Here is a 24942-nt window from a genome sequence, read left to right as displayed (position 1 = left end):
GTCCATGGAGTTCGTGAAATGTCATAATAGCGCTGCGGCCAACCGTTCTTCCGGTGCAAACGCAATGTCAATGAGAGCCGTGGTCTACCAGGGGCCACACGAGGTGGCGGTCGAGGACGTGGACGAACCGGAACTGCAGCACCCGAACGATATCATCGTCGATATCACGACGTCGGCCATCTGCGGGTCGGACCTCCACATGTACGAGGGTCGGACCGACGCCGACCCCGGCATCGTCTTCGGGCACGAGAACATGGGCGTCATCGAGGAAGTCGGCGAGGGCGTCAGTTCCCTCGAGGAGGGCGACCGCGTCGTCCTGCCGTTCAACGTCGCCTGCGGGTTCTGTGAGAACTGCGAGAACGGGAAGACGGGCTTCTGTACGAACGTCAACCCCGGCTTCGCCGGCGGGGCCTACGGCTACGTCGCCATGGGACCGTACAAGGGCGGACAGGCGGAGAAGCTCAGAGTCCCGTACGCCGACTTCAACGCGCTGAAGCTTCCGGAAGGGACCGAACACGAGGACTCGTTCGCGCTCCTCGCGGACATCTTCCCGACGGGGTGGCACGGCACCCGACTCGCCGACCTCCAACCCGGCGAGTCCATCGCCATCTACGGCGCCGGTCCGGTCGGCACGATGGCCGCCTACAGCGCGAAGATTCAGGGCGCCTCCGAGATTTACATCGTCGACCGCGTCGAGAGCCGACTCGACCTCGCGGAGGAGCACTGCGACGCGATTCCGGTCAACTTCGAGGAGAAAGACCCCGTCGAGCAGATCAAGGAGATGCACGGCGGCGGCGTCGACAAGGGCGTCGACGCGGTCGGGTATCAGGCAATCGACTCCGAGAAGGAGGGTGACTCGGCGTACGACCCCGCCCGCGAGAACCCGGCGGTCGTGCTCAACAACCTGATTCACACCGTCCGTCCGACGGGCCAACTCGGCATCGTCGGCCTCTACGTCCCCTCGGACCCCGGCGCGCCCGACGCGATGGCCGGGCAGGGTCGACTCGGTATCGACTTCGGGAAACTCTTCGAGAAGGGGCAGAAACTCGGCACCGGCCAGTGCGACGTGAAGTCGTACAACCGTCAGCTCCGCGACCTCATCATCGAGGGGAAGGCGGACCCGAGCTTCTACGTCTCCCACCGCGTGGGACTCGACGAGGCGCCCGAGATGTACGAGCGCTTCGACAACCGCGAAGAGGGCGTCACGAAGGTCCTCCTCGAACCGTAGTCCCGGCGGGAGTCTCCCGTTCACACCGTTATTTTTCGGCCTCGCTTCAGGCGCGCAGCCACGCCTTCGGGTGCTCCTCGCGCAGGTGGCTGTTGTACATCTCGACCATCTCTGAGTAGGAGGCGGCGAGGGCCTCCCACTCGCAGTGCTCACAGCGGCCCGTCACGGCGGTTCGGCGGCCCGAGTTCGTCGGTTCGCTCATGCGTTCGAGCGGTCACGAACGAGTATATATCTTCGGACGGGCCGTCACGCGCCCGATAGCGGGAACCGAGGTCGGTGCGAGCAACTATTTTATGTGCATCCCGCGCGTCCGAAACAATAGCATGTGCATCTACTGCACCCTGATGTACGACGACGGCTGGGGCGGACTGCTCGAGTACGACGACGTGTATCAGGAGGCGCAGGCGGCCGCGAGAGAGCGGGAGTCGAACTACGGGTTCGACGAGTCGTGGGACGAACTCAGAGAGCAGGTCACGCCCGCGGGAACGGGTCGCTGACGGCGCTCTCGCCCGCGTCGGCGTTCGCCATCTCCTCGTCGGTGCAGAGACACGCGTCCAACTCCTCTCGAATCGCCCCCTCTTCTAAGTCGGTGCCGATGAACACCAGCCTCGTCGCCGGGTCGTCGTCGTCGCGCCACTGCCCGATAGGTCCGGCCGTCACCGACGGCCCGGCGCGGTTCAGCCCCATCACCGTCTCCGGCCGCGTCGAGAGCAGGAAGAACCCCTTCGCGCGGTAGACGCCCGAGGGCCACTCGTCCATCCACGCCTCGAAGCGTTCGGGGTGGAACGGCCGCTCGGACTCGTAGCAGAACGAGGAGACGCCGTGGGCGTTGCCGTGGTCGTGGTCCCCGTGGTCGTGCGACTCGGCGAGGTGTCGCTTCCACCCGGCGGAGCGTCTGACGGCGTCGAAGTCGAACAGGCCGGTGTCGAGCACCGTCTCCGGAGCGACGTCCGAACGGGTCGTCCGGTGGAGGCCCGCCCGGGGTTGGAGTTCCCGGACGACGGCCTCGATGTCCTCCAGAGCGTCGTCGGGGACGAGGTCGCACTTGTTCAGGAGGAGCACGTCGCAGAACTCCACTTGGTCCACGAGCACGTCGGCGAGTTCCCGGCCGCCCTCCTCGGTCTCGCTCGGGTTCTCCGTCTCGGGGTCGAACTCCTTCCAGAAGCCGTAGGCGTCGAGCACGGACACCATCGTGTCCAGGCGGTAGTGCTCGGACACCGCCTCGTCCTCCAAGAACGTCCGCGCGATGGGGAGCGGTTCGCTGATGCCCGAGGCCTCGACGACCAGACAGTCGAACGAGCGCTCTTCCGCCAGGCGGACCACCTCGGTCGCCAGGTCGTCCTTGAGCCGACAGCAGACGCACCCGTTCGTCAACTCGATAACGTCCTCGTCGGCCCCGGCGACCAGTCGGGCGTCGACGTTGACCTCGCCCATGTCGTTGACGAGGACCGCGACGTCGCGGTCCGTCTGCTTCTCCAGAACGTGGTTCACGAGCGTCGTCTTGCCCGCGCCGAGCGTCCCGCTGACGATCGTTACGGGTATCTCGTCGCCGTCGCCGAGAGTCATCGTTACCAGTGGAGGAGGCGGAGGAAAATAACGTTCCGGAATCGTCGACTTCGAAGAACCGCGCGGCCGTCTACGGCGCGCCGGCGACGACCAGTCGGCTCTCTTCGGACCCGTTCTCCAACTGCCTGCTCGCGTCGGGCGAGACGCGCACGGCGTCGCCGGGTTCGAGGTCGACCGACTCGCCGTCGACGTGGAGGGTCGCGCCGCCCTCGACGAGGTAGTACACCTCCTCTTCGCCCTCGTCGGCGTGGTCGTGTTCCATGCCGGTCCAGTCGGGGTCGGCCTCGACGACGGTGAACCCGAGGTTCTCGGCGTCGAGTTCCTCGCGCAGGAAGAACATTCCGTCGGCCTTCTCGTCTCCGTCGCGGTAGTTGGCTTCGGTGTGCGACATCCGCGTTTCGATAGGACTGACAGACGTATGCAACTACTGGCACCGGAAGGACGCCCTGAGTTCCGTCGAGAGCGGATAGTCTCGGTCAGCGGACGGAAATACGACGGACGCGTAACGACGGGGAGCGAGGAGAAACCGACTACAGCGAGTTCTTGATCTTCTCGAAGAAGCCCTCTTTCACGTCGACCTCCTCGCCGCCGGCCTCGGCGAACGCCTCCAGCGCCTCTCGCTGCTCTTTGTTCAGGTCCTCGGGGGTCACCACCTGCACCTGCACGTGGATGTCGCCGTTACCCCGGCCGCGGAGGTGCGGCATCCCCTCGCCGCGGACGCGGAACGACTCGCCGCTCTGCGTCCCCTTCGGGACGTCGAACTCCGTCGTCCCCGTGACGGTCGGAATCTCCACCGTCGCGCCGAAGACGGCCTGCGGGAAGGAGACGGCGAGGTTGTGATACAGGTCGTCGCCGTCGCGTTCGAAGTCGTCGTGCTCCGCGATGGACACCTCGATGAGCAGGTCGCCGTTCGGCCCGCCGTTCTCGCCGGGCGCGCCCTCGCGTTCCATGCGGAGCGACTGGCCGTCGCGGATGCCGGCCGGGATGGTGACCGTCAGCGTCGCCTCCTCGCGGACGACGCCGTCGCCGTTACAGCGAGAACAGGACTCGCTGTACGTCTCGCCCTCGCCGCCGCAGCGACGGCAGGTCTGCGTCTGCTGGACGCGCCCGAGGGGCGTGTCGCGGACGGTGGTGGTCTGGCCCTGCCCGTTGCACTCCGGACAGGTGTTCACGTCGGCGTCCGGCGGGTGGCCCGCGCCGTCGCACTCCGGGCAGCGCTCGGGCCGCGTGACGGTGAACTGTTTTTCGACGCCCTCGTAGGCCTCTTCGAGCGTCAGGTCGACGCGCGTGCGCAGGTTCTGTCCCTGCCGCGGACGGTTCCGGCTCTGGCCGCCCTGTCCGCCCATGCCGCCGCCGCCGAAGAACTGGTTGAAGATGTCCTCGAAGGGGTTGCCCTGACCGCCCTGGCCCCCCATTCCGCCCATGCCACCCATGCCGCCCATGCCGCCGGCGCCCGCGCCTCCGCCGGTTCCGCCGCGCTTCTCGGCCTGCTCGAAGCGGTCGTGGCCCATCTGGTCGTACTGACGGCGGGCCTGGTCGTCGGTCAGCACCTCTTTGGCTTTCTTCACCTTCTTGAACTTCTCCTCGGCGTCGGGTTCGTCGGAGACGTCGGGGTGATACTGTGCGGCCTTCTCGCGATAGGCCTTCTTGATGTCGTCCTCGGACGCGTCTCGCGATACGCCGAGCACGTCGTAGAAGTCCTCGCTCATTCGTTGTCTGGGTTACTCGGTTGAACTACTTCAAAAGAACGGGTCGGTGACGACAGAATTCGAAGGCGACGAATCCGGCGGAAGCGTCAGTTGTCGTCGTCGGAGTCGTCCGAATCGTCGTCCACGTCACCAGAACGCGAAGCGTTCTGGTTGGCTCAGGAGGAGGACTCGTCTTCGTCTTCGTCCTCGTCCTGAACGTCCTCGAAGTCGGCGTCAACGTACTCGTCGTCGTCGCCGGACTGGCCGTCTTGGCCGCCCATTCCGCCCATCCCGCCCATACCGCCGGCGCCCGCGCCACCGGGTCCGGCACCGCCGCCGGCCTGGGCTTGCTGGGCCTGTCCTTCGTACATCTGCTTGCCGATCTCCTGCAGCTCCTTCGAGAGCGCCTCGGTCGCGGTTTCGAGGTCCTCCTTCGTCGCGTCCTCGTCTTCGAGGGTCTCCTCGACGTCCTCGACGGCCGCCTCGATGTCGGCGCGCAGGTCGTCGTCGACCTGCTCTTCGTTCTCTTCGAGGAGCGTCTCGGCGCGCTGGACGGCGCTCTCGGCCTCGTTGCGGGCTTCGATGCGCTCGCGGCGCTCCTGGTCCTCCTCGGCGTGCTGTTCGGCCTCGTCCTGCATCTGCTCTATCTGCTCGTCGGAGAGGCCGGCGCCGCCCTCGATGGTGACGGACTCGGCGTTCCCGGAGCCTTTGTCCTCCGCTTCGACGGTGACGATGCCGTTCTCGTCGATGCTGAACGTCACCTCGATCTGCGGCGTGCCGGCGGGGGCAGGCGGGATGCCGTTCAGTTGGAACTCGCCGAGCATGTCGTTCTCCTCGGCGATCTCGCGTTCGCCCTGGAAGACGCGCACCTGCACCGAGGTCTGGTTCGCCGCGGCCGTCGTGAATATCTTCGACTCCTCGGTCGGAATCGTGGTGTTCTTCTCGATGAGTCGCTCGAACAGACCGCCCTTCACCTCGATACCGAGCGAGAGCGGCGTCACGTCGAGCAGGACGATGTCGTCGACTTCGCCGCCGAGCACGCCGCCCTGAATCGCGGCGCCGAGGGCGACGGCCTCGTCGGGGTTGACGTTCTTCTTCGGTTCGGAGCCGAGTATCTCCTCGACTTTGTCGTGGACCTGCGGCATCCGCGTGGAGCCGCCGACGAGGATGACCTCGTCGATGTCGTCCTTCGAGTAGCCGGCGTCGGAGAGCGCCTGCTCCGTCGGGCCGACCGTGCGGTCGACGAGGTCGGAGGTGAGCGACTCGAACTTCGCGCGCGTCAGCTTCTCTTCGAGGTGGACCGGACCGGAGTCCGTCGCCGTGATGAACGGGAGGTTGACGGTGGTCTCCTTGCGCGAGGAGAGCTCTATCTTCGCCTCCTCGGCGGCGTCCTTCAGGCGCTGGAGCGCCTGTCGGTCCTCGCGGAGGTCGATGTTGTGGTTGTTCTGGAACTCGTCGGCCAGGTGGTCGATGATGGCCTGGTCCCAATCGTCGCCCCCGAGGTCGTTGTCCCCGTTCGTGGCGACGACTTCGTAGACGCCGCCGCCGAGGTCTAAGACGGAGACGTCGAACGTCCCGCCGCCGAGGTCGTACACCATGACCGTCTGGTCGGAGTCGTCGTCGAGGCCGTACGCCATCGACGCGGCGGTCGGTTCGTTGATGATGCGCTCGACCTCGAAGCCGGCGATTTCCCCGGCGTCCTTCGTCGCCTGTCGCTGGCGGTCGTTGAAGTACGCCGGAACGGTGATGACGGCCTTCTCGACCTCGTCGCCGAGGTAGTCCTCGGCGTCGCGCTTGATCTTCTGGAGGATCATCGCCGAGAGCTGCTCCGGCGTGTACTCCTCGCCGTCGATGTCGACGGTGTACCCGTCCTCGCCCATGTGGCGCTTGATGGAGCGGATGGTGTGGTCGGGGTTCTGTATCGCCTGGTTCTTCGCGGGCTTTCCGACGAGTCGCTCATCGTCCTCGGTGAACGCGACCACGGAGGGGGTGGTGCGGTCTCCCTCGGCGTTCACGATGATCTCGGGGTCGCCCCCCTCCATCACCGCGAATGCGCTGTTCGTGGTACCGAGGTCGATACCGAGAATCTTGTTGCTCGCCATCTTGACGCCAACTACTGGTCTAAATCGGTTAAAGGTTACTAGACGGGACCGCGACGGCTCTCCGGCCGTGTCGCCGCCGTCCCCCGGTTTCGCCCGCTCGGTACGCGTCGCGTGACCGGGTTTTTTATCGAACCGCAGTCAGTCACTCGCGGTCCGTCGCCGTCGAAGGGGGCGTCGGGTCGACTCCGACCCGGGTTCGTGACTCGACGTCGCCCGACTCGCTCCGACTGCGCTCAGCGAATCGCCTCGGCGCCGCCGTCGAGTGCGGCCAGTACGTCCTCGACCACCGCCTCCCGACCGGGGGAGGCGAAGAACTCGTGACCGCCGTCGTACGGTCGCAGGTTCGCCGCCGGCGTCCGGTCGCCGACGGCGCGGACGCTGACGACGCGGTCCGAGAGCGTGCAGAACACCGCGTCGGCGGGGTCGAACGGCGGCAGGCGCGCCTGCGCGTCGACGATAGTCCGGAGGAACGCCGGAGAGATTCCGCTCGGCCCCGCCTCGAACTCCCCTTCGGGTTTCAGCGCGCCGATATCGGTTCGGTCGCGGTCCGGTTCGAACAGTCGCCGCGCCGTCGGGAGGCGCAGGAAGTAGGGAAAGATGACCGACTCCACGCCCGCCGCAGGGTCGGTCCCCCACCACGGACTCAGGAAGACCTGCGGGGGGACGTCGACGACGGCGGCGAGGTGGGCGGCGACCAGTCCGCCGGTGCTGTGGCTCAACACCGCGTCGAACGCGCGGTCCTCGTAGTACGCCCGCACGGGGGCGAGGTACTGGTCCTCGAAGTCCCATCCGTTCGTCGGGAGAGTGACGGCGTGGACGCGGTACTCCTCGGTCAGGCGGTCGATGAGCCACGAGACGGGGTCGTGCTCCGGTTCGTTACCCCACCCGAGGACGAACAGGAGTTCCGGCCGGTCGTCGGGCCCCTCGGCGTCGGGTCCGTCGCCCTCGTGGACGGAAAAACGCATCCGGGGCGTCTCGCGGAGGCGGTCTCGAAAGGGGAGTCGCACGGGCGAACGTGGCGCGGGTTCGACAAAAGCGTACGCGAACCGGTCCGTTACCGGTCGCTCGGTCGGGGCCGACTCCTACTCCGCGCCGCCGGTGCTGACGGTCACCTGCGCGGCGCGGACGACCTTCTCGCCCATCTCGTAGCCGGCCTGGTAGACGTCGACGACGGTGCCCTCGGGTTGGTCGCTGTCGACGCGCATCATCACCTCGTGGCGCGTCGGGTCGACCGCCTCGCCGGGTTCGGGGTCGATGGTGTCCACGTCCTCGGAGGCGAGGATGCGGTCGAACTCCTCCAGCGTCGACTCGACGCCCGGCCGGATGTCGGTGCCCTCCTCTTGGTCGAGGGCGCGCACGAGGTTGTCGCGGACGGTGACGATCCGTTCGACGAAGTCCTCGGTGGCCGTCTCCCGGATCTGGTCCTGCCGCTTCTTCGCGCGCTTCTTGTAGTTCTGGAAGTCCGCCTGCGTCCGCTTGAGGCGGTTCGTCAACTCCTCGTTCTCCTCTTCTGCGGCCGCCAGTTCCGCTTCGAGTTCGTCGGCCCGCCCGCGGAGGGCGGCCACGTCCTCGGCGAGTTCCTCGTCGTACTCGGCGGCGCGCGCGACGAGTCTGTCTCCCGTCTGCCCGTTACTCGCGTTCGACGCCGCTTCCGCCTCGGGGTCCGTCGCTCCGGCCTCCGCCGCGGAGGCGTCGGCCGCCGACTCCTCCGTCTCCGCGTCGGCGCTCTCGCCGTCCGTCGGGTCGGACGCGTCTTCGGTCATGGTTCCGAGGAGTACCTCGCCGGGCATAAGGGTTGCAGAATCGTCCGACCCGAGGGCCCGTCCGCCACAACGCGTAACTTCGTCGGAGTTCGATACGGTGGCTGTGACAGATAAACTAAGACACCTAAGCGCTGGAAGAGTCTCCCGGCGGACGTTCCTCGCCGGCGTCGGGGCGACGACCGGTCTCGCCGCAGGCGTCGGAACTGCCGCCGGGCAGTCGACGGCGACGGAGACGGGAACCGAAAGCGGGAGCGAAACCGGAACGGCGTCGGCGGGCGAACGGCGCGGGTTGGTCCCCGCGTACGAGGAGTTCAGCGGCGAGGGGGAGGCGTATCAGAGCCAGTACCTCCTCATCAGCGACCCGACCGACGAGCAACCGCCGGAGGGGCCCATCTCGAACTGCGGGGCCGCCGGGTGGAGCGCCGACGGGGCGGCCACCTACGAGGTGTCCATCCTCGAGAAACTCGACCAGACGACGGAGGTCATCAAGGGGACGAGTTTCTACACCCCCGAGTCCGGCGGGTCGTTCGAGGTCGGTTCGACGTGGCAGATAGCCGAGGCGACGCGGTGCGGAGAACACATCGCGCTGACGCTGAGGGAAGTGGACCCCGAGGAGGAGGGTCTTCGCATAGACACCTCCGCGCAGACGAACGTCGAGGGTTCGCTCTCGGAGGACGAGGCCGTCGGCGAGACCGAGACGAGCGCGAACTCCCCCGGATTCGGCGTCGTCGCCGGAGTCGTCGGTGTCCTCGGCGGCGCGGCGGCGCGCCTGCGCGGGGAGTAGTTCGACCGCGCTACTGGTACATCCGGAGCGGTTGGGCCTGCGTGCTCTCCTCGTCGCCCTGCCGCATCCGCTGGGCGAGTTGCTCCTTCGCGTTCCGTATCTCCTCGGCGCGTTCGACGAGGTTGTCGACCGGCACCTCGATTCCGGTGAGCGGTTCGACCCCGTCCTTGATGACGACGCGGGCCGCCTCCGGGTCGGGGAACTGCGGGTCCGACTCCACGACGAGACAGACCGCCCGCCGGTCGTGTTCGACGGCGTCGTTCAGGAGCGCCCCCGTCGGGCCCGAGATGAGCCCCATCTCGTCCGGGAGGGCGATGTCGACGTCGGCGGCCGCTTCCTCGCCGCCGCCCGTTCCGACCGCGTACAGACCCGGCACGTCGTCGGCCTTCTCGCGGGGCAGCCCCGAGATGAAGATGGGCGTGACGGGCGTCTCGTCGAACCAGCCCGCGAGACAGGACGCCAACTGCGAGGCGGCCTGCGGCGCGATGGGGACGTCGCTCTGGAGGACGAGCAGGTCTCGTTCCTCGTCGGCGTAGAGGCGGACCGGCGTCGCCAGCGACGCGTCGTCCTCGTGGTAGACGGCGACTTTCGGGATGGCGTCGCAGTGGACGTTCGCGTAGTGGACCATGTCGAACGTCTCCACCAGGTGGTCGGCCGCTATCTTCCCGACGAGCCCGATTCCCGGCAGTCCTTCGACCAGCGTCGGTTCCGAGAGCGACACGCTGTCGTCGAGGACGGCTATCTCGGCCATGGCGGGGGTTTGGGGCGCGGGGGACGTAAAACCGCGGCGGAGAGGGAGGAGCGGCGGTCCGAAACCCACAAGCGGTCCCCCCCGGTAGGGAAGGGCAATGAACCCCTTAGAGCGGTACGCGCCGCTCGTGGACGACGAGGAGGCGTTTCTCGCGGCCTGCGACCGGCCGCTCCCGTCGGTCGTCCGCGTCAACGGAATCAAGGCGACGGCGGAGCGAGCGCGGTCGGCGCTCGACGCCGAGGGCGTCGGCTACGAGGTTACCGACTGGCACCCCGGCATCCTGAAGATGGACGAACGCGGCCCCGGCACGACGTGGCCCTACTTCCACGGATGGCTCCACGGGCAGGAGGAGGTGTCGGCGCTCCCCGCTCTGGCCCTCGACCCCGACCCCGGCGACGTCGTCTGGGACGCCTGCGCCGCCCCCGGCAGCAAGACGACGCAACTGGCGGACCTGATGGACGACCGAGGAATCCTGATCGGCAACGACAACAACCTCGGTCGGCTCTCGGCCCTCCGACACAACGCCGAGCGACTCGGCGTGAGCAACCTCGTCGTGACGAACCAAGATGCACGAAACTACTCGCTGAAGCCGTTCGGCGAGGGAATCGACGATTCGGCGGCCATCGACGCCTTCGACCGAGCGCTCGTCGACGCCCCCTGTTCCTGCGAGGGGACGATTCGGAAGAACCCCGACGCCCTCGACCGGTGGACGATGGACCACGTTCACAGCGTCGCGGGCATCCAGAAGGGCATCCTGCGCCGCGCGGTGCAGGCGACGCGACCCGGCGGCACCGTCGTCTACTCGACGTGCACGTTCGCCCCCGAGGAGAACGAGGCCGTGTTGGACCACGCCGTCGAGGAGGAGGACTGCGAGTTGGTCGGGTGGGACGCCCCCGAGAACTTCGAGACGGTGCCCGGCGTCACCGAGTGGGACGGCGAGGAGTACGATTCCTCGGTCGAACTCGCCCACCGCGTCTACCCGCACCACAACGACACGGGCGGGTTCTTCTGCGCGAAACTGGAGGTGACCGCATGAGCGACGAGGAGAGCGGAGCGAACGGAGGAGCGGCCGGGGGACCGGAGAACGACGGTCAGCGGTTCGACCGCCTGCCGGCGACGGCGGAGGACCGCGTCGTCGCCGGGCGCCCCACGCGCGAAGAAGTCGTCGAGTGGTGGGAAGAGCGGTACGGCCTCTCCCCGGAGACGTGGGACGGCCACACGTTCTGGGAGAAGGGCAAGGGGAAGATATGGGCGTTCGCGGGCGACCTCGTGAGTCCGAACCCCGTCGAGGCCGTCGGGATGCGCGTCATCCGCGCCCGACAGGAACACTGGAAGCCCTCGACGGACGCCGTCCAGCGCTTCTGCGGGGAGGCGACGAGGAACGTCGTCGTCCTCGAACCCGAGGAGGCCGAGCGGTTCGTCCGCGGAGAGGACCAAGAACTCGAACGGTGGGACGGCGACTGGGGCTACCTCGTCGCGGCCCACGAGTTCGAGGGCGCGAGAGAGCCCATCGGCGTCGGCCTCTACCTGCACGGCGAACTCCGCTCGACGGTGCCGAAGGGCAGACAGGAAGACCTCTCCTGAACCGCCGGCGGACCGCCTCCGACCGCTTCGGCCGCGCTCAGACCCGGTCGGAGAGCAGGAACGCGCGGATATCCCCGTTCTGACGGATAACGACGTGCGTATCCGCGAATTCGAGCGTGAGCGAACAGCGTCCGTACTCCGCCGGCGGGGACAGTTCTTCCGAGGCGTCGTGGTCGGGTGAGGCACGCGAGCGCACGCGTTCCAGGCGATTCGGAGGCGATTCGTTCACCCCTTCCGGCGGAGCGTCCCGCCCCCGAGGCCCTCCCACTCGACGCGGTATCCGAGGCGCGAGAGCACGGCGGAGGCGTCCGAGAGCCCCCGTTCGTCCAGAATCCCCTCCGCGTCCGACAGCGACATCCCGGCTTCGAGTTCCTCGGCGAGGGCGTCGAGCAGGGCGGGGCGCACGAGCGTCCGCCCCACGAGTTCGTGCTCGGGGAACGACACCCCGTCGAGGGCGTCCTCGGCGACGCCGCGGGCGTCGGCGAGGTCCGCGAGCGACACCGCGTCCGCGTCGGGGACAAGTTCCGCGGGCAGGTCCGCGACCGCATCGGCGACCAGTTCCGCCTCGTACGAGCGGAGCACGTCCACCACGTCCTTCACCCGGACGGTTCCCGAGTAGGTGACGACGCGGTGGTCCGCGGCGGCCACCTCCTCCGCGACTGAGAGGGAGTCGTCGACGGCGACGACGAGTTCCACGTCGTCGGCCACCGCGGAGAACTGCGACAGTTTCTTCTCGACGTACTCGGGCGTCCAAAACCCCATCACCTCGAAGAACACGCGGAACGGCGGGTCGTCGCCGGACGCGTCGGAACCGCTAGCGCCGCCGGGCCGGTAGTCGAAGGCGAAGTCGGGTATCATCGCCCGCGCGCCGGCCGCCAGCGGTTCGGGTTCGCGCAGGAGGTCCCAGTCGAGGTCCAACCCCTCGAACCGCGCGGCGAAGTCGGCCTCGACGCCGCTGTCGTACGTCGGTTCGGCCACGGGTTCCACGTCGGGGACGGACACGTCCGCGTCGGTGAGCGTCATCTCGCGCTCGGTCCCCCGGTCGTCTATCGTCGCGGTCAGTTCCCACTCGGCCGTCCCGGCGACGGTCCTGAGCAGGCGGGCGAACGCCGTCCCGTAGCGCCGCGTCCGGCGGAACAGGGCGTCCGGCCCGGTGACGACGAGTTCGCGCGCCTCGCCGTCGCGGCGAATCTCGTACATCAGACCGAGGCGCTTGACCGCCGAGACGAGGCGTTTCGGGTCGGAACTGCGCACGCGAACCTCGACGGCGTCGAAGAGCGCCGTCTGAGCCAACGAGAGGTCGTACTGTTCGAGGAGTTCGTCCGGCGACCACCGCGCGTCGAACGCGGTCAGCACCTCGTTGACCTCGCGGTCGGCGTACAGCGACGACTCGACGGCCGCGGCGTCGCTCCCGAGTCGGTCCGCCGCGGCGTCGAGGACGGCGGTTCGCTCCTCGGGCGTCGTCGGGACGCCCGCTCGCTCGGCCTCCTCGAACGCCGCGCGCCTGACGCGACGGGGCGGGAGGGGGGCCGACACCTCGAACGTCGCCTCCCGGTCGAGGAGGGCGGCGAACCCGCGGACGAGTTTGAAGTCGTCGGCCTCCGCCTCCAGCGACGCGAGGGCGTCGTCGAGGCGGTGGCGGGGTTCGCCGACGTGGCCCTGAAAGACGCCGACGACGCGGGCGGCCAGCGGGCGCGACTCCCGGCCGGCGAACCGCGGGCGGTAGCCGCCGCCCGCCCGGGAGACGCGCAGGAGGTCCTTCGTCAGCACGGGGTGCCGTTCGCGGCGAACCGTCTAAAGTCGCGCGCAACGCGACGGCGGGAGAGTAGAGCCCACTACTGTTCGAGATAATATTATTCATAAACATCCGTAAAATATTATGGTGTCAAGACACAATCACTATTCGCATGTCCGACGCACCCACCGACGACCGAACGAGAGAGGAGGAGCGGGTCGCGAACGAATCGGACGACGCGGCGCGGGCCGACGACGTCGGCGAGGCGCGGACGGCCGGCGGGACGACGGTTCGGGACGGGACCACCGACCCCGAACCGGACGGTGACGCCGACGGCGACGGCGCGGCCCGGACGGGCGGCCGCGACGGCGACCACACCGGGCTACTGTGGTTCTCCGCGGCCGGAGCGGTCGCGCTGGGACTGCTCTGGATTATCGACGTGACTGGCTGGTTCGGCCTGACGTGGGCCGTTCTCGGGTCGACGACGACGCTGGCGCTGGCCGTCGTCGCCGCCGTCGGCGCGGTGCTGTTCTGGTACGGCGGCGAGTCGAACAGCGCGGCGACGGCCTGACGGCCGACGCGACGGTTCTTCGCGCGTCGGTCGGAAAGACTATTGAGAGCGTCCGCCGACGGGGGAGTATGAAGTCGCCGCGGCCGACGACGCGGAGGGCTCTCCTCGGCCTCCTCGTCGGTCTCTCGTCCGGATGTCTCGGCTCGCCGCCGAGCGCGACGGGTCCGCGCCGGCCGCCGGCGCCCCCGGAGGGTCAGCCGCGCGACACGCCCGCCCAACCGAACCTGTACGTGTCGACGTTCGACTACGAGGCGACCGACGGCGGGAGCCTCCGGGTGTTCGGCGAGGTGGGCAACCGCGGCGGCGCCGAACGCCTCGCCACCGTCCGCGTGCGCGTGCGAATGGGCGAGGAGACGTACACCGAGGACCGGTCGGTGACCGTTCCGGCCGACGGCGCGGCGGAGTTCTCCGTGACGTTCGAGGTGAGCGCCGAGGAGTTCGAACGCGCCGGCGGCCTCGACGTGACGCTCGTCTGAGAGCCGGAGAGCCGCGCTGCGCCCGGTTCGCCCGTTCCGCCCGTTTCGCCCGTCAGCGGCGGCGCTCGGCCACCCGTTCCTCCGCCGTCTCGGCGCTGACGAGTTCGTACAGTATCGCGGCCCCGGCGTCCGAGCGAGGCTCCGGCGAGGGCCCGTTCGCGTCGTTCTCGGTCCTCCCGTCGGCCTTCGGCCGGAGGACGCGGCCGAGTCGCTGGGTGAACTCGCGTTCGGACCCGCTGCCGGCGAGGAGGACGGCGACGTTCGCGTCGGGCACGTCGACGCCCTCGTCGAGGACGTTCGCGGCGACGATGCGCGAATACGTGCCGTCGCGGAAGCGGTCGAGCAGTTCGCGCCGCTCCTTCGCGCCGGTCTCGCTCGTTATCGCCGGGAGGAGGTAGCGCTCGGAGAGCCGGTAGACGAGGTCGGTGTGCGCCGTGAAGACGATGACCCGGTCGTCGCGGTGTCTGTCGAGGAGTCGACCCAACCGCTCGACCTTCGCGTCGGCGTTCATCATGATGCGCCGGGCGCGCTGCTTGGCGAGAAGCGCCTCCCTGGCCTTCGGGTCCGACCCCGACCGCATCACGAGTTTCTGGTAGTCCGACCCCGAACTGAGCGAGAGGTTCGAGCGCTTGAGGTAGTCGACGAACGTCCCCTGCGCCTCCTCGTAGCGCTCCCGTTCCTCGGGGGAGAGATCGACTTCGACCCGCCGCACCTCGTAGTCGGCGAGGTGTTCGCCCGCCAAGTCGTCGACCGAGCGGTCGTACACCTTCGGCCCGACGAGGTCGGCGACGACTTCGTGGGCGCCGTCCGGCCGCTCGAACGTCGCGGTGAGACCGAGTCGGGCGGGCGCCGCGAGCAGTCGGGCCACGTCGCGGTAGCCCTCGCCGCCGAGGTGGTGCACCTCGTCGAAGACGACGAGGCCGAAGTCGCCGCCGACGTCCTCGGCGCGGAGGTACGCCGAGTCGTACGTGGAGACGGTGATATCCTCCGCCACCTGCTCGCCGCCGCCGAACTGCCCCACCGGGATGTCGAACTCCGTCTCCAGTTCGCGCCGCCACTGGGTGAGCAGGTCCACCGTGGGAACGACGACGAGTGTCGGAACGCCGAGTTCGGCCATCGCGGCGACGGCGACGACCGTTTTGCCGGCGCCCGTCGGCAGTTCGAGCACTCCTCGATTTCCGTTCTCGCGCCACGCGTCGAGTGCGTCGCGCTGGTAGTCGCGCAGGTCGTAGGCGTGCGAGAGGTCCAGACGCGTCTCCGGGCGGACGCGGTCCTCGTAGTCGACCCCCCGGTCGTCCAGCGCCGCGCGCACCTCGGCGTACCGGTGGGCGGGCGCGCGGGCGACGAGTCCGCGGTCGTCCCACCGGACGCCGGGCAGGTCGGCCGCCTCGACGGCCGACGCCGAGAGGCCGCCGACGCGGACCGTCCCGTCCTCGAACGTCAGCGTGAGCACGCGCGGAGATGGGTCGGCATCGGGTATAAATCGACGGACCCGACGGCGCGGTCCGGACTCGGGGTCGGTCCCGTTCCCCGGATTATAACTGGGGTCGAGAGATATCGGGTGACGTACGACATGGTTTCGCCGCTCACGGTCGCCGGCATCCTCGTCGCGGTGTTCGTCGGATTCAACATCGGCGGGTCCTCGACCGGCGTCGCGTTCGGTCCGGCGGTCGGGTCGCGCCTCGTTCGGAAGGTGACCGCGGCGACCCTGTTCGTGGGATTCGCGCTGCTCGGGGCGTGGACGGTCGGACGGAACGTCATCGCGACCATGAGCAGCAGCATCGTTCCGGCGACGCAGTTCACGCCGGTCGCGAGCGTGGTCGTCCTGTTCTTCACGGGCGCCTCGCTGCTCGTCTCGAACCTCTACGGCGTTCCGGCCTCGACGTCGATGACGGCCGTCGGCGCCATCGTCGGGTTGGGCCTGGCGTCGGACACGCTCAATCAGGCGCTGATGTTCGTCATCGTCTCGGCGTGGATCGTGGCGCCGCTGTCGAGTTTCGCCGTCGGACTCGTCGTCGGGCGGTACGTCTACCCTTACGTCGACCGCTACGTCGCGTTCACGAAGTTCGACCTCCACCTCGTCCAGTTCGACCGTTCGGGGACGGTTCCGCGCCCGCATCTGAACCCGCGAGCGTCGGCGAGGGACGTCGTCGGGTCCCTCTCGGTGGTCGCCATCGCCTGCTACATGGCGTTCTCGGCGGGCGCGTCGAACGCGGCGAACGCCGTGGCACCGCTCGTGGGCGCGGGCGGGTCACTCACCGTCGACCAAGGGGTCCTGCTCGCCGTGTTCGCCTTCGGGCTGGGGAGTTTCACCATCGCGCACCGGACGCTCGAAACCGTCGGAGACGACATCATTGAGCTCCCGATTCTGGCGTCGCTCATCGTCTCCGTCGTCGGCGGTACGGTCATCACCGTACTGTCGTACCTCGGCATCCCCGCGAGTCTCGCCGTGAGCACGACCTCTACGATAATCGGTCTCGGGTGGGGGCGGGCGAGTCGGGCGGCGACGCTGGCGGAGTTGGCGACGCCGAAACCCGAACGACCCGAGGTGGACGTCTCGACGGGTGCCCTCCTCACCTCGCGCGCCGAGGAGGTTCCGACGGGACCGACCATCGGCGACGTCGCGCGCCACGAGGAACCGCCGGAGAGACCCGACGAGATGCCCTCGGTCCCCCACGTCGGGGAGGAGGGGCCGGCGGACCTCGACGAGCGGAGCCTGTTCGACTCGGGGGCGGCCAAACGCATCGCGACGATGTGGGTGCTGACGCCCGCGCTGGCGGTCGTGTCCTCGTACCCCGTCTTCGAGATGCTGCTGTGAGCGCGCCGCCGTCGGCCCGACGCTCGGACGGGGCGTTTTTTACCTCGCGGACGGACCGTCGGGTATGAGCGACGAACTCGAAGCCGCGGTGGAGACGTTCCTCGGCGACGTGGACACGGCGTACGGCGAGTACGAACAGGGCTACGCGGACGCGGACGCGACGCTCTCGCTGGTGATGAGTCACATCGAGGACCTGCGCGAGGAGTACGAGGGCTGAGGAAGGTTAGAAGAACAGCGCCGGCACCGTCTTCCGGAAGATGTTGAGCGAGATGACGAACAGCAGGCCGACGACGAACCGGTTGAACCACGTCTCGTTCACCTCGACGCGCCGGAGGTACGTCCCCGCGAGGAGGCCGACGAGCGTCACGACGGCGATGGCGCACCCCAACCAGAGTCGGTAGGTCGTCATCAGATCAGTAAAGAGCGCCATCTGGACGATGCGGACGGTGAAGATGAGTCCGAGCACCATCGACAGGCCGCCGATGTAGCGCTCGGCGTCTCGCTCGAACGTGTGGAAGTAGGCGGGCAGGAGCGGTCCGAGGTTCGAGACGGCCAGGAGGAAGCCTTCGAGAAAGCCCGCGGTCGAGAGCGCGACGGGGTGGTGGGCCTCCTCGACGGTGACGAACCCCTGAAGCACCTGAAAGAGCACGTATCCGAGGATGACGAGGCCGATGAGGAAGGGGACGATGGGACCGGTGCTGAACTCCGCGAGGAAGACGACGCCGAGGACGGCGCCGACGCCGGCCAGGAGCATCAGGAGCCACTCCTCGCGGACGAAGTCGAGTCCGGTGTCCGTCTCGCCGATCTGGAACATGTTGATCATCCACGGCGGGATGGCGAGGACGACGACGGCCAGCGTCGGGTCGATGACGGTGGCGAAGACGGGCGTGGCGACGAGGGCGTAGCCGAAGCCCAGCATCCCCTTTATCGCCCCCGCCAGCACCGCCACGGCGACGAAGACGGCGAGCGTCGTCGCCCCCACGTCGGCCCGAATCCCGGCGGTGACGTTCTCCGCGCCGGGGAAGAAGGCGACGGCGCCGACGAGGACCGCGAGCGCCGCCGCGGTCATCGTCACCTCGCGGTACCGGAACGCACGGAGGTGTTCGAGGAACTGTGCGGGGTCGACGCGCGCGTCGTCTGTGGCCACGTGTTGACTCTCCGAGCGCGGGTACGGGACGGACGGCCTTTCGGTGCGCGGCGGCGGCGACGGTTGTGCCGAAGCCGCGTCGCCGGCGGCGGCTCGTTTCCGACCGCTCGCGGCCGTTTCGGAACCGAGCGCGGCGGAGCCGACTCGCTTTCGGCGTCACACGTACCAGAAAATGTTGCTCGTACACCGCGAGCGCGACCGTGTGAGGGAAGAACTATCCCGGCGGCGGACGCCGGATAGCGTATGTCGGACTTCTCAGCACGAGTCGAAGCGGTGTCGATAAGCGGAATCAGAGAGGTGTTCGAGGCCGCCGGGGAGGGGGCGATAAACCTCGGTCTCGGACAACCCGACTTCTCCGCTCCCGACCACGCCCGCCGGGCCGCCGTCGAGGCCATCCGGGACGGCCGCGCGGACGCCTACACCGAGAACAAGGGGCTCTCGTCGCTCCGGGAGGCCATCGCGGCGAAGCACGAACGCGACCAAGGTATCGACCTGCACCCCGACGATATCATCGCCACGGCGGGCGGGTCCGAGGCCCTGCACATCGCGATGGAGGCCCACGTCGACGCCGGCGACGAGGTCATCATCCCGGACCCGGGGTTCGTCTCCTACGACGCCCTCACGAAACTCGCCGACGGGACGCCCGTTCCCGTCCCCCTCCGCGACGACCTGACGCTCGACCCGGCGGCCGTCGAGGAGGCCATCACCGACGACACCGCGGCGTTCGTCGTCAACAGTCCGGGCAACCCGACGGGCGCGGTGTCGCCGCCGGAAGATATCGAGGAGTTCGCCCGCATCGCCGACGAACACGACGTGCTCTGCATCTCCGACGAGGTGTACGAGTACACCGTCTTCGACGGCGAGTTCCGCTCGCCGGCCGAGTTCGCGGAGACGGACAACGTCGTCGTCGTCAACTCCGCCTCGAAACTGTACTCGATGACGGGGTGGCGCCTCGGGTGGGTGCACGCCTCCTCGCGGCGAATCGAACGGATGCTCCGCGTCCACCAGTACGCGCAGGCGTGCGCGTCCGCGCCCGCGCAGTTCGCCGCCGAGGCGGCGCTGACCGGCCCGCAGGAGCAGGTCGGTGAGATGACCGAGTCGTTCCGCCGCCGGCGCGACATCGTCGTCGAGGGCCTCGAAGACATCGGTCTCACGGTTCCGACGCCGACGGGCGCGTTCTACGCGATGCCCGAGGTGCCCGAGGGGTTCGTCGACGAGTGCCTCGAACGCGGCGTCATCGTCGTCCCCGGCGAGGCGTTCGGCGCGCACGGCGAGGGGTACGCCCGCCTCTCCTATGCGACCGACGAGGAGTCGCTCCGCGAGGCCCTCGACATCATGGGTGACGCCTACGACGCCGTCGTCTGAGGACGGCCGACCGGACGGCGACGGCGGGTTTCCGAGCGGACTATCACGGAATCGCACTCGAATCCTAATCATGTAGGGCCGGGAGTGATACCCCGGTCTCGTCTCTACGAGAGTACAGTCGAAGGGATCGAAAGTCCCTCCGAGTTACACTACGAACGATGAACGACACAATCGCCACCTTCGCCGACCGCGACCGCCGAACCGTGCTGTCCTGTCTCGACGACCGCCGCGGCGCGGTCGACATCGAATCGCTCGCCGCCGACGTCGTCGCCGAGCGCGAGAGTACGGCCCCCGACGAGGTGACCGACGCGGACCGCGACGCCGCCCTAGTCAGACTCCACCACGTCGACCTGCCGAAACTCGACGAGGCCGGATTCGTCGACTTCGACCACGAGGCCGGCACGGTCGACCGCCGCGCGCGGCCCGCCCCGACGTCGACGGCGCTCTCGGACTGAGCGCGTCGAGGTAGACTTATACCCCGTCGGTGCGGAGTGGTAGTTGGCCGGGACGTACGCAGGACTCTGCCATGGACACGTAGGTCCTCACATCCCCGGTTTTCGAGAAGATTACCCCCGCGAGCGACGCGTTCGCACCGACTCCCGTTTCTCCGACGCCGCGCATCCGCGAGCGACCGCCGCGCGAGTCGGTCGCCCCCCGCGGCCCCTCAGTTCGCGGTGCTGACTATCTTTATCACGTCGCCCTCGTCCAGTTCGTAGTCCTCGGAGATGCGGCGGGCCGACCGCGCGTCCACCGCGTGGAGGTAGCCGTCGCCGATGTCCGAGTGGACGGCGTACGCGAGGTCCTTCGGCGTCGACCCGCGTTCGAGGAGGAACGCGTCGGGGAGCATCTCGCCGGTGCCGTCGGTCCACTTCGTCTCGTTCTGCACCGGATACGCCGTCACCGTGTCGAGCACGTCGTAGACGGCGGTGTTGATGGCTTCTTGGATCCCCGTCCCGCCGTTGGCCTCCACCACCTCGCGTATCTTCTCCAACCCCGTGGCCTGCGCGTCGCTCACGTCGCCGACGATGTCGAAGTCGTCGTCGCCGGGGAGGTAGTCGACGACGCCCCCTTCGGCGGCCTTCCGCAGGGCGAGTTCGCCGTCGGCGGTGGCCGCGACGACCGGTTTGTCCGTCTCGCGCAGGCGTTCGAGGTTCTCCGGCGGCGCGACGTCGGCCTTGTTGGCGACGAGGACGATTGGTTTCGTCCGCGCGCGCACGTCACGCGCGAGAGCCTCGCGGTGCTCGTCGGTCCACTGCTTGGGGTCCGCGGGGTACTCCAGGGCGCGCAGCGAGGCCGCCACGTCGTACTCCGTCGCGCCGAACCCCGTCAGCATCTCCGAGAGCGCCTCGTCGATGTCGAAGTCGGGCGACCGGGACTTGCGGACGACCGACTCCCAGTTCTTCTCGATGATGCCGGCGAGCCACTGCTCTAACTCCTCCTCGACGAAGTCCGCCTCCTCGACGGGGTCGTACGTCCCGACTTCGACGGGTTCGCCCTCCTCGTTCGTGCCGCCGGAGGCGTCGACGACGGCGAGGATGACGTCGGCGTTCGTGAGGGCGTCGAGGAACTGGTTGCCCAACCCCCGACCCTCGTGCGCGCCGGGGACGAGGCCGGCCACGTCGAGGAGTTCGACGCCGACGTAGCGCACGCCGTCCTCGCAGTTGCCGCAGCGTTCCTCCCGGTCGAGGCAGGGACACCGCGTCCGGGCGTAACTGACCCCTCGATTGGGGTCGATGGTCGTGAACGGGTAGTTCCCCACGTCGACGTCCGCCATCGTCGCAGCCTTGTAGAAGGTGGACTTACCCGCGTTGGGCTTGCCCGCGAGAGCGACAGAGAGCATGGTTGGTGATGGAGGGACGGTCGGAACATCCTTTCGGTCCCCGCGGTCGACCGCTCAGACGCGCGGGAGGCGGTGGCGGAAGCGCCAGACCAGTCCGCCGAGGAGGGCGACGGGCAGGACGAACGCGAGGACGTACGGCAGGGCGTAGGCGGCGCCGACGACGAGGGCGCGAGCGACGACGGCGACGCCGTCGACGGACTGGAGGAACGCCGAGACGACGGGCGTGTCGTACCAGCGGTCCGGCGCGATGCGGTTCGGCGTCGGCCGCGGTTCGTTCAGTCGAACGGTCAGGGTGGAGTAGGCGACGCGGTCCTCCAGACTCTGTTTTTGCGCCTCCAACCGCTCTATCTCCCCCTGCACGTCGGAGAGTTCGCGCTGGACGGCCAGTACGTCCTCGGTCGTGTTCGCCTGCGCGTACAGGTCGCGGAGTTGGTCGCGTTGCGCGCGGAGGTTCTCCAGTCTCGCTTCGAGGTCGACCAGTCGGTCGGTCACGTCCTCGGTGTTCGTCTGCACGACCTGCACGTCGCCCTCGGCCTTCGCGTCCTCGACCAACGCGTCGAACTCCTCGGCGGGGACGCGCAGGACGAGTCGGCCCGTCGTGTACGTCTCGTTGCCGACGCTATGTCGCTCCTGCGAGGTGTCGGAGACGTACCCGCCGTACCCCTGCACGGCGCCGGTGAGGTTCGCTTTCGAGGCGTCGAAGGAGTCGACTTCGACCGCGACGGTGCCGGTTCTGATGAGTTGACGGCTCTGGACGTTCGCCTGCGCCTGCGCGGCCCCGTCGGCGTTCGACCCGCCGGAACCGCTCCCCGACCCGCCCGACGCGGCTTCGGCCGCCGTCGCGGCCCCGCCGTCGGCCATCTGAGTGCTCATATCTCCCCCTTCGCCGGAGTTGGCCGCCCCGTTGCACCCGGCGAGGGCGACGAGAGCGACGAGAGCGACGGCGACGAGCGTTCGTCTCTGTGACATTACGGAGGGACGTACGGCGACCTATCAAAAAGAGGTGCCGTAGACTCAAGCGGGCGTTTCAGTCTGGGTCGAATCCTACTCCGCGTCGCGGGAGACGTCGGCCCGGACGATTCGCATGTCGCCCTTCGCGCGCATCGTCCCGTCGACGGCGGCGTCCTCGTGGAGTTCCAGTTCCGCGCAGGAGACGTCGCCGAGGACGCGCGCCCCCGACGCGATGGTGACGGTGCCGTCCCGCGTCGTCACGTCGCCGTGGACGCGGGTGCCCGACCCGACGGAGACGTCGCCGCGGGCGCGGAGACTGCCGAAGATGTTGTCGTCCTCGCCGACGACGATGGACTCCGCGCGGATGTTGCCGTGCAGACGGCAGTCGTCGCCGACGACGGCCGGCGTCGACGCCCGCCACGCGTCGTCGGAGACGGTGGAACCGCGCGGGATGACCAAGGGGTCGACGTCGCTGTCCCCCGAGAGCGAGTCGGCGAGTTCGTCGGCCGTCTCGTTCTCCCCGAGTCGGAGGAGTTGCGAGAGGACGATGAAGTAGAAGACGAGCGTCGGCACCGGGTTCCGGATGACAATCCAGCCGCTGGCCTCGAACCCCTCCTCGATGTCCACGTCGTCGCCGATGTCCAAGTCGCCGGAGACCATGAGGCGGCCGCCGACGTGGACGCGTTCGCCGAGGTAGGCGTCCTGCCCGACGAGGACGTTGCCGGCCACGTCGCACCAGACGTCGAGGCGGCAGTCGCCCTCCGCCTCGATGTCGCCGCCGAACCGCACCCGTTCGCCGGCGAACACGTTCCGGCCGCGGACCCCGAACTCGACGGTGCTCTGCCCGCCGACGATGACGTCGCCGTCGGTCACGACGGCGCGCTCTTCGACGGTGGTGCCGTCGGGTATCTCGAGGGCGTCGAGCGGGTCCGAGCCGAGTGACACACTCCCTTGTGGCGCGGCCTCCGTTATAAGCGCCCCGCAAGACGGAGAGCCGACGCCGGGGGGACGGGCTTTTGTAGGTCCCCGGACTATCCTGCGCTATGACGGTTTTGTCGTTCGACGACAAAGGCGTGGACGTCGAGTACGAGGGGACGGAGTTCCGCCTCGAAAAGGCGCTCATCGAGGACGCCACCGAGAAGTCCTACCCCGACGTCACCGACCACGAAGTACTGCAGATAGTCGAGAAGAACCCCGCGCTCAGCGGCGAACCGCGCCGCATCCGAGACATCCTGAACACCTGACTCCGCCGAAGCGGGCCGACCGCTCCGGAGACGGCGCCGTCTAACTCAGACCCCGGTCGTCGGGTCGCTCTTCGAGTTCCCCGGCGCGGTCGATGAGGTAGTCCATGAGACGCTTCGCCGAGTCCTCGACGGTCTGGAGGTCGTCGTCGGAGCGGCCGCTGACGCGGACCGAGAGCTGATAGAGGCCGAGTTCGACGTTCGGAACGGTGTCGTCTCGTCCGTCCGATAGCTCCGTCTCTCGTCCGTCCTCGCCGTCGGTCGCGTCGCCGCCGTCGGCCTCCGCGGAGGCCGACCGCTCCGCGGGTTCGCCCTCGCTCCCGTCGGCGTCGCTCGTCTCCCCCTCCGGGTCGACGGTCTCCTCGGAATCCGCGTCGTCGGTCATGTGCGCCGCCTATCGCCCGGGGTACAAAAGTACTCTCGTCTCCTCTCGTCTTCGCTCGGCGCCGCCCGTCCGCTCACCGCTCGACGGGGGAGCGTGCCGCGTCGTCGCCCTCGCCGCCGTCGGCGTCGCCGCCGCGGCCGTCTCCCGCGCCGCCGACGAACGGGCCGAGCGAGTTCTCGTGCAGCGAGTCGGCGACGACGTCCATCAGGTTCGCCAGGTTGGCGGTGTCGTCGCGGTTGTACGAGACGAGGGTGTCGAGGGCGCCCTCGTCGCCGTCGCGTTCGTACCGGTGCCACAGTCGCACCGCGTCGCGGCCCGAGAGGTCCGGTCTGTCGCGGTCGATGCCCACCTCCTTCTCGATGGCCTTCAGCCCGCCCGTCAGGTCGAGGCGACGGCAGGGGTACATCAGGTCGATATGTGGCGCGTCGACGGAGATATCGAAGTTCTCCTCTAGAAAGGGAACGTCGAAGCGCTTGCCGTTGAACGAGGCGACGAGGGCGGCCTCGTCGAACTGCTCGCGGAGGGTTTCAGAAGAGAGGTCCTCGCCGCGGACGAGCGTCGTCGTCTCGCCGTCGCGGTGGAAGGAGACGGTGGTCACGTCGTTGCTGGCGGCGTCGAGTCCGGTCGTCTCGATGTCGAAAAAGCAGGTGTCCTCCCGGAAGTTCTCGTAGAGGCGCCAGCGCTCCCCGGAGGGGAACACCTCGCCGAAGTAGCGCGCGTCGCCGTCGTCCAGGCGTTCGAGCGAGTCGGCGACGAACGTCTCGATTCGCTCGCCCGTCTTCTCGCCGACGGGCGCCGACCGCGGGTCGAACGCCTCCCACGTGAGGACGCCCTCCTCCCACAGCCCCCGTTCGGTCCGTTCGCCCACCCCGCGGACCGGGATGAAGCTGTTCTCGATGCGCATACCTGCAGTCGGGGCGCCGCGACGCCTAAAGCCTTCGAGTGGA

Annotated in this window: 28 protein-coding genes; 12 read left to right on the top strand and 16 right to left on the bottom strand. The window is 68.6% G+C overall.

Annotated elements, in window-relative coordinates:
• Positions 1 to 70 precede the first annotated feature (70 nt).
• Positions 71 to 1228, top strand: a complete 1158-nt coding sequence (locus NDI79_RS00850; protein ID WP_310927611.1) for a glutathione-independent formaldehyde dehydrogenase — start codon at positions 71 to 73, stop codon at positions 1226 to 1228.
• Between the two features lie 46 nt (positions 1229 to 1274).
• On the opposite strand, the gene NDI79_RS00845 is transcribed toward NDI79_RS00850, so the two are convergent.
• Complete coding sequence (locus tag NDI79_RS00845; RefSeq protein WP_310926555.1) at positions 1275 to 1430, bottom strand: hypothetical protein; 156 nt, start codon at positions 1428 to 1430, stop codon at positions 1275 to 1277.
• 121 nt (positions 1431 to 1551) lie between these two features.
• On the opposite strand from NDI79_RS00845, the gene NDI79_RS00840 reads away from it, so the two are divergent.
• Entirely contained in the window at positions 1552 to 1725 is a 174-nt protein-coding gene (locus tag NDI79_RS00840) for a hypothetical protein (protein ID WP_310926554.1), read from the top strand.
• Here NDI79_RS00840 and NDI79_RS00835 read toward each other — a convergent pair.
• The 6 genes from NDI79_RS00835 to NDI79_RS00810 all read right to left on the bottom strand — a co-directional run bounded on the left by NDI79_RS00835 (position 1700) and on the right by NDI79_RS00810 (position 8347).
• Positions 1700 to 2794 carry a CobW family GTP-binding protein gene (locus tag NDI79_RS00835; protein WP_310926553.1) on the bottom strand — a complete coding sequence of 365 codons (1095 nt, stop codon included), beginning with the start codon at positions 2792 to 2794 and terminating at the stop codon, positions 1700 to 1702. The two genes, NDI79_RS00840 and NDI79_RS00835, sit on opposite strands and share 26 nt — an antisense overlap.
• Positions 2795 to 2864: 70 nt before the next feature.
• Entirely contained in the window at positions 2865 to 3185 is a 321-nt protein-coding gene (locus tag NDI79_RS00830) for a cupin domain-containing protein (RefSeq protein ID WP_310926552.1), read from the bottom strand.
• A gap of 139 nt (positions 3186 to 3324) precedes the next feature.
• Positions 3325 to 4503, bottom strand: coding sequence for a molecular chaperone DnaJ (gene dnaJ, locus NDI79_RS00825; RefSeq protein WP_310926551.1), 1179 nt, complete (start codon positions 4501 to 4503; stop codon positions 3325 to 3327).
• A 155-nt stretch (positions 4504 to 4658) separates the two neighbouring features.
• Positions 4659 to 6584: a molecular chaperone DnaK gene (gene dnaK / locus NDI79_RS00820; protein ID WP_310926550.1), complete on the bottom strand. Its 1926-nt coding sequence runs from the start codon at positions 6582 to 6584 to the stop codon at positions 4659 to 4661.
• Positions 6585 to 6817: 233 nt separating this feature from the next.
• Positions 6818 to 7549, bottom strand: a complete 732-nt coding sequence (locus tag NDI79_RS00815; RefSeq protein WP_310927610.1) for an alpha/beta fold hydrolase — start codon at positions 7547 to 7549, stop codon at positions 6818 to 6820.
• Positions 7550 to 7666: 117 nt separating this feature from the next.
• Entirely contained in the window at positions 7667 to 8347 is a 681-nt protein-coding gene (locus tag NDI79_RS00810; RefSeq protein ID WP_310926549.1) for a nucleotide exchange factor GrpE, read from the bottom strand.
• Positions 8348 to 8450: 103 nt separating this feature from the next.
• Here NDI79_RS00810 and NDI79_RS00805 point away from each other — a divergent pair, with 103 nt between their 5' ends.
• Complete coding sequence (locus tag NDI79_RS00805) at positions 8451 to 9131, top strand: hypothetical protein (RefSeq protein WP_310926548.1); 681 nt, start codon at positions 8451 to 8453, stop codon at positions 9129 to 9131.
• Between the two features lie 10 nt (positions 9132 to 9141).
• Here the strand turns inward: NDI79_RS00805 and NDI79_RS00800 are convergent, their stop codons facing one another.
• A complete protein-coding gene (locus NDI79_RS00800; protein WP_310926547.1) occupies positions 9142 to 9882 on the bottom strand; it encodes a proteasome assembly chaperone family protein in 741 nt (246 codons plus the stop codon).
• A 97-nt stretch (positions 9883 to 9979) separates the two neighbouring features.
• Here NDI79_RS00800 and NDI79_RS00795 point away from each other — a divergent pair, with 97 nt between their 5' ends.
• Positions 9980 to 10918, top strand: a complete 939-nt coding sequence (locus NDI79_RS00795; RefSeq protein WP_310926546.1) for an RsmB/NOP family class I SAM-dependent RNA methyltransferase — start codon at positions 9980 to 9982, stop codon at positions 10916 to 10918.
• Complete coding sequence (locus NDI79_RS00790) at positions 10915 to 11466, top strand: DUF7122 family protein (protein ID WP_310926545.1); 552 nt, start codon at positions 10915 to 10917, stop codon at positions 11464 to 11466. Before NDI79_RS00795 ends, NDI79_RS00790 begins: the two co-directional genes overlap by 4 nt.
• Positions 11467 to 11691: 225 nt before the next feature.
• On the opposite strand, the gene NDI79_RS00785 is transcribed toward NDI79_RS00790, so the two are convergent.
• Positions 11692 to 13236 (bottom strand): DUF790 family protein, encoded by a 1545-nt coding sequence (locus tag NDI79_RS00785; protein ID WP_310926544.1) that lies wholly within the window; start codon positions 13234 to 13236, stop codon positions 11692 to 11694.
• Between the two features lie 137 nt (positions 13237 to 13373).
• On the opposite strand from NDI79_RS00785, the gene NDI79_RS00780 reads away from it, so the two are divergent.
• Entirely contained in the window at positions 13374 to 13772 is a 399-nt protein-coding gene (locus tag NDI79_RS00780; RefSeq protein ID WP_310926543.1) for a hypothetical protein, read from the top strand.
• 68 nt (positions 13773 to 13840) lie between these two features.
• Positions 13841 to 14248 (top strand): transcriptional initiation protein Tat, encoded by a 408-nt coding sequence (locus NDI79_RS00775; protein WP_310926542.1) that lies wholly within the window; start codon positions 13841 to 13843, stop codon positions 14246 to 14248.
• 52 nt (positions 14249 to 14300) lie between these two features.
• On the opposite strand, the gene NDI79_RS00770 is transcribed toward NDI79_RS00775, so the two are convergent.
• Positions 14301 to 15701, bottom strand: a complete 1401-nt coding sequence (locus NDI79_RS00770; protein ID WP_310926541.1) for a DEAD/DEAH box helicase — start codon at positions 15699 to 15701, stop codon at positions 14301 to 14303.
• A 120-nt stretch (positions 15702 to 15821) separates the two neighbouring features.
• Here NDI79_RS00770 and NDI79_RS00765 point away from each other — a divergent pair, with 120 nt between their 5' ends.
• The gene (locus NDI79_RS00765; protein ID WP_310926540.1) at positions 15822 to 17066 is read left to right on the top strand and encodes an inorganic phosphate transporter; all 1245 of its coding nucleotides are present in this window, start codon (positions 15822 to 15824) and stop codon (positions 17064 to 17066) included.
• 64 nt (positions 17067 to 17130) lie between these two features.
• The gene (locus NDI79_RS00760) at positions 17131 to 17283 is read left to right on the top strand and encodes a hypothetical protein (RefSeq protein ID WP_310926539.1); all 153 of its coding nucleotides are present in this window, start codon (positions 17131 to 17133) and stop codon (positions 17281 to 17283) included.
• A gap of 6 nt (positions 17284 to 17289) precedes the next feature.
• Here NDI79_RS00760 and NDI79_RS00755 read toward each other — a convergent pair whose 3' ends face one another.
• Entirely contained in the window at positions 17290 to 18213 is a 924-nt protein-coding gene (locus tag NDI79_RS00755; RefSeq protein WP_310926538.1) for a sulfite exporter TauE/SafE family protein, read from the bottom strand.
• A 243-nt stretch (positions 18214 to 18456) separates the two neighbouring features.
• Here NDI79_RS00755 and NDI79_RS00750 point away from each other — a divergent pair, with 243 nt between their 5' ends.
• Both NDI79_RS00750 and NDI79_RS00745 read left to right on the top strand, forming a co-directional pair.
• Complete coding sequence (locus tag NDI79_RS00750) at positions 18457 to 19578, top strand: pyridoxal phosphate-dependent aminotransferase (RefSeq protein WP_310926537.1); 1122 nt, start codon at positions 18457 to 18459, stop codon at positions 19576 to 19578.
• A 158-nt stretch (positions 19579 to 19736) separates the two neighbouring features.
• Positions 19737 to 20033 carry a DUF7344 domain-containing protein gene (locus NDI79_RS00745; RefSeq protein ID WP_310926536.1) on the top strand — a complete coding sequence of 99 codons (297 nt, stop codon included), beginning with the start codon at positions 19737 to 19739 and terminating at the stop codon, positions 20031 to 20033.
• Positions 20034 to 20242: 209 nt separating this feature from the next.
• Here NDI79_RS00745 and NDI79_RS00740 read toward each other — a convergent pair whose 3' ends face one another.
• The 3 genes from NDI79_RS00740 to NDI79_RS00730 all read right to left on the bottom strand — a co-directional run bounded on the left by NDI79_RS00740 (position 20243) and on the right by NDI79_RS00730 (position 23314).
• Complete coding sequence (locus NDI79_RS00740; RefSeq protein ID WP_310926535.1) at positions 20243 to 21418, bottom strand: redox-regulated ATPase YchF; 1176 nt, start codon at positions 21416 to 21418, stop codon at positions 20243 to 20245.
• Positions 21419 to 21472: 54 nt separating this feature from the next.
• Complete coding sequence (locus tag NDI79_RS00735; protein WP_310926534.1) at positions 21473 to 22387, bottom strand: DUF4349 domain-containing protein; 915 nt, start codon at positions 22385 to 22387, stop codon at positions 21473 to 21475.
• Between the two features lie 75 nt (positions 22388 to 22462).
• The gene (locus NDI79_RS00730) at positions 22463 to 23314 is read right to left on the bottom strand and encodes a polymer-forming cytoskeletal protein (protein ID WP_310926533.1); all 852 of its coding nucleotides are present in this window, start codon (positions 23312 to 23314) and stop codon (positions 22463 to 22465) included.
• A 98-nt stretch (positions 23315 to 23412) separates the two neighbouring features.
• Here NDI79_RS00730 and NDI79_RS00725 point away from each other — a divergent pair, with 98 nt between their 5' ends.
• On the top strand, positions 23413 to 23613 hold the full coding sequence (locus NDI79_RS00725; RefSeq protein WP_310923722.1) for a DUF5800 family protein: 201 nt from the start codon (positions 23413 to 23415) through the stop codon (positions 23611 to 23613).
• A 40-nt stretch (positions 23614 to 23653) separates the two neighbouring features.
• Here the strand turns inward: NDI79_RS00725 and NDI79_RS00720 are convergent, their stop codons facing one another.
• Entirely contained in the window at positions 23654 to 23995 is a 342-nt protein-coding gene (locus NDI79_RS00720) for a DUF8002 family protein (RefSeq protein ID WP_310926532.1), read from the bottom strand.
• Positions 23996 to 24068: 73 nt separating this feature from the next.
• Entirely contained in the window at positions 24069 to 24899 is an 831-nt protein-coding gene (locus tag NDI79_RS00715) for a ribonuclease H-like domain-containing protein (RefSeq protein ID WP_310926531.1), read from the bottom strand.
• Between the last annotated feature and the right edge of the window lie 43 nt (positions 24900 to 24942).

The sequence above is a fragment of the Halogeometricum sp. S3BR5-2 genome (genome assembly GCF_031624635.1).
Taxonomy (GTDB): domain Archaea; phylum Halobacteriota; class Halobacteria; order Halobacteriales; family Haloferacaceae; genus Halogeometricum; species Halogeometricum luteum.
The sequence above is the reverse complement of the archived record's forward strand: the minus strand, read 5'-3'. Positions and strand labels throughout refer to the sequence as shown.

What these genes read in the sequence shown, in the direction of transcription:
- NDI79_RS00810 (WP_310926549.1), bottom strand. Translation starts at nt 8,347, where the DNA reads ATGACCGAAGACGCGTCCGACCCGACGGACGGCGAGAGCGCCGACGCG.
- NDI79_RS00720 (WP_310926532.1), bottom strand. Translation starts at nt 23,995, where the DNA reads ATGACCGACGACGCGGATTCCGAGGAGACCGTCGACCCGGAGGGGGAG.
- NDI79_RS00835 (WP_310926553.1), bottom strand. Translation starts at nt 2,794, where the DNA reads ATGACTCTCGGCGACGGCGACGAGATACCCGTAACGATCGTCAGCGGG.
- NDI79_RS00725 (WP_310923722.1), top strand. Translation starts at nt 23,413, where the DNA reads ATGACGGTTTTGTCGTTCGACGACAAAGGCGTGGACGTCGAGTACGAG.
- NDI79_RS00750 (WP_310926537.1), top strand. Translation starts at nt 18,457, where the DNA reads ATGTCGGACTTCTCAGCACGAGTCGAAGCGGTGTCGATAAGCGGAATC.
- NDI79_RS00775 (WP_310926542.1), top strand. Translation starts at nt 13,841, where the DNA reads ATGAAGTCGCCGCGGCCGACGACGCGGAGGGCTCTCCTCGGCCTCCTC.
- NDI79_RS00845 (WP_310926555.1), bottom strand. Translation starts at nt 1,430, where the DNA reads ATGAGCGAACCGACGAACTCGGGCCGCCGAACCGCCGTGACGGGCCGC.
- dnaK (WP_310926550.1), bottom strand. Translation starts at nt 6,584, where the DNA reads ATGGCGAGCAACAAGATTCTCGGTATCGACCTCGGTACCACGAACAGC.
- NDI79_RS00800 (WP_310926547.1), bottom strand. Translation starts at nt 9,882, where the DNA reads ATGGCCGAGATAGCCGTCCTCGACGACAGCGTGTCGCTCTCGGAACCG.
- NDI79_RS00745 (WP_310926536.1), top strand. Translation starts at nt 19,737, where the DNA reads ATGAACGACACAATCGCCACCTTCGCCGACCGCGACCGCCGAACCGTG.
- NDI79_RS00795 (WP_310926546.1), top strand. Translation starts at nt 9,980, where the DNA reads ATGAACCCCTTAGAGCGGTACGCGCCGCTCGTGGACGACGAGGAGGCG.
- NDI79_RS00715 (WP_310926531.1), bottom strand. Translation starts at nt 24,899, where the DNA reads ATGCGCATCGAGAACAGCTTCATCCCGGTCCGCGGGGTGGGCGAACGG.
- NDI79_RS00790 (WP_310926545.1), top strand. Translation starts at nt 10,915, where the DNA reads ATGAGCGACGAGGAGAGCGGAGCGAACGGAGGAGCGGCCGGGGGACCG.
- NDI79_RS00780 (WP_310926543.1), top strand. Translation starts at nt 13,374, where the DNA reads ATGTCCGACGCACCCACCGACGACCGAACGAGAGAGGAGGAGCGGGTC.
- NDI79_RS00830 (WP_310926552.1), bottom strand. Translation starts at nt 3,185, where the DNA reads ATGTCGCACACCGAAGCCAACTACCGCGACGGAGACGAGAAGGCCGAC.
- NDI79_RS00840 (WP_310926554.1), top strand. Translation starts at nt 1,552, where the DNA reads ATGTGCATCTACTGCACCCTGATGTACGACGACGGCTGGGGCGGACTG.
- NDI79_RS00740 (WP_310926535.1), bottom strand. Translation starts at nt 21,418, where the DNA reads ATGCTCTCTGTCGCTCTCGCGGGCAAGCCCAACGCGGGTAAGTCCACC.
- NDI79_RS00765 (WP_310926540.1), top strand. Translation starts at nt 15,822, where the DNA reads ATGGTTTCGCCGCTCACGGTCGCCGGCATCCTCGTCGCGGTGTTCGTC.
- NDI79_RS00735 (WP_310926534.1), bottom strand. Translation starts at nt 22,387, where the DNA reads ATGTCACAGAGACGAACGCTCGTCGCCGTCGCTCTCGTCGCTCTCGTC.
- NDI79_RS00815 (WP_310927610.1), bottom strand. Translation starts at nt 7,549, where the DNA reads ATGCGTTTTTCCGTCCACGAGGGCGACGGACCCGACGCCGAGGGGCCC.
- NDI79_RS00850 (WP_310927611.1), top strand. Translation starts at nt 71, where the DNA reads ATGAGAGCCGTGGTCTACCAGGGGCCACACGAGGTGGCGGTCGAGGAC.
- NDI79_RS00760 (WP_310926539.1), top strand. Translation starts at nt 17,131, where the DNA reads ATGAGCGACGAACTCGAAGCCGCGGTGGAGACGTTCCTCGGCGACGTG.
- dnaJ (WP_310926551.1), bottom strand. Translation starts at nt 4,503, where the DNA reads ATGAGCGAGGACTTCTACGACGTGCTCGGCGTATCGCGAGACGCGTCC.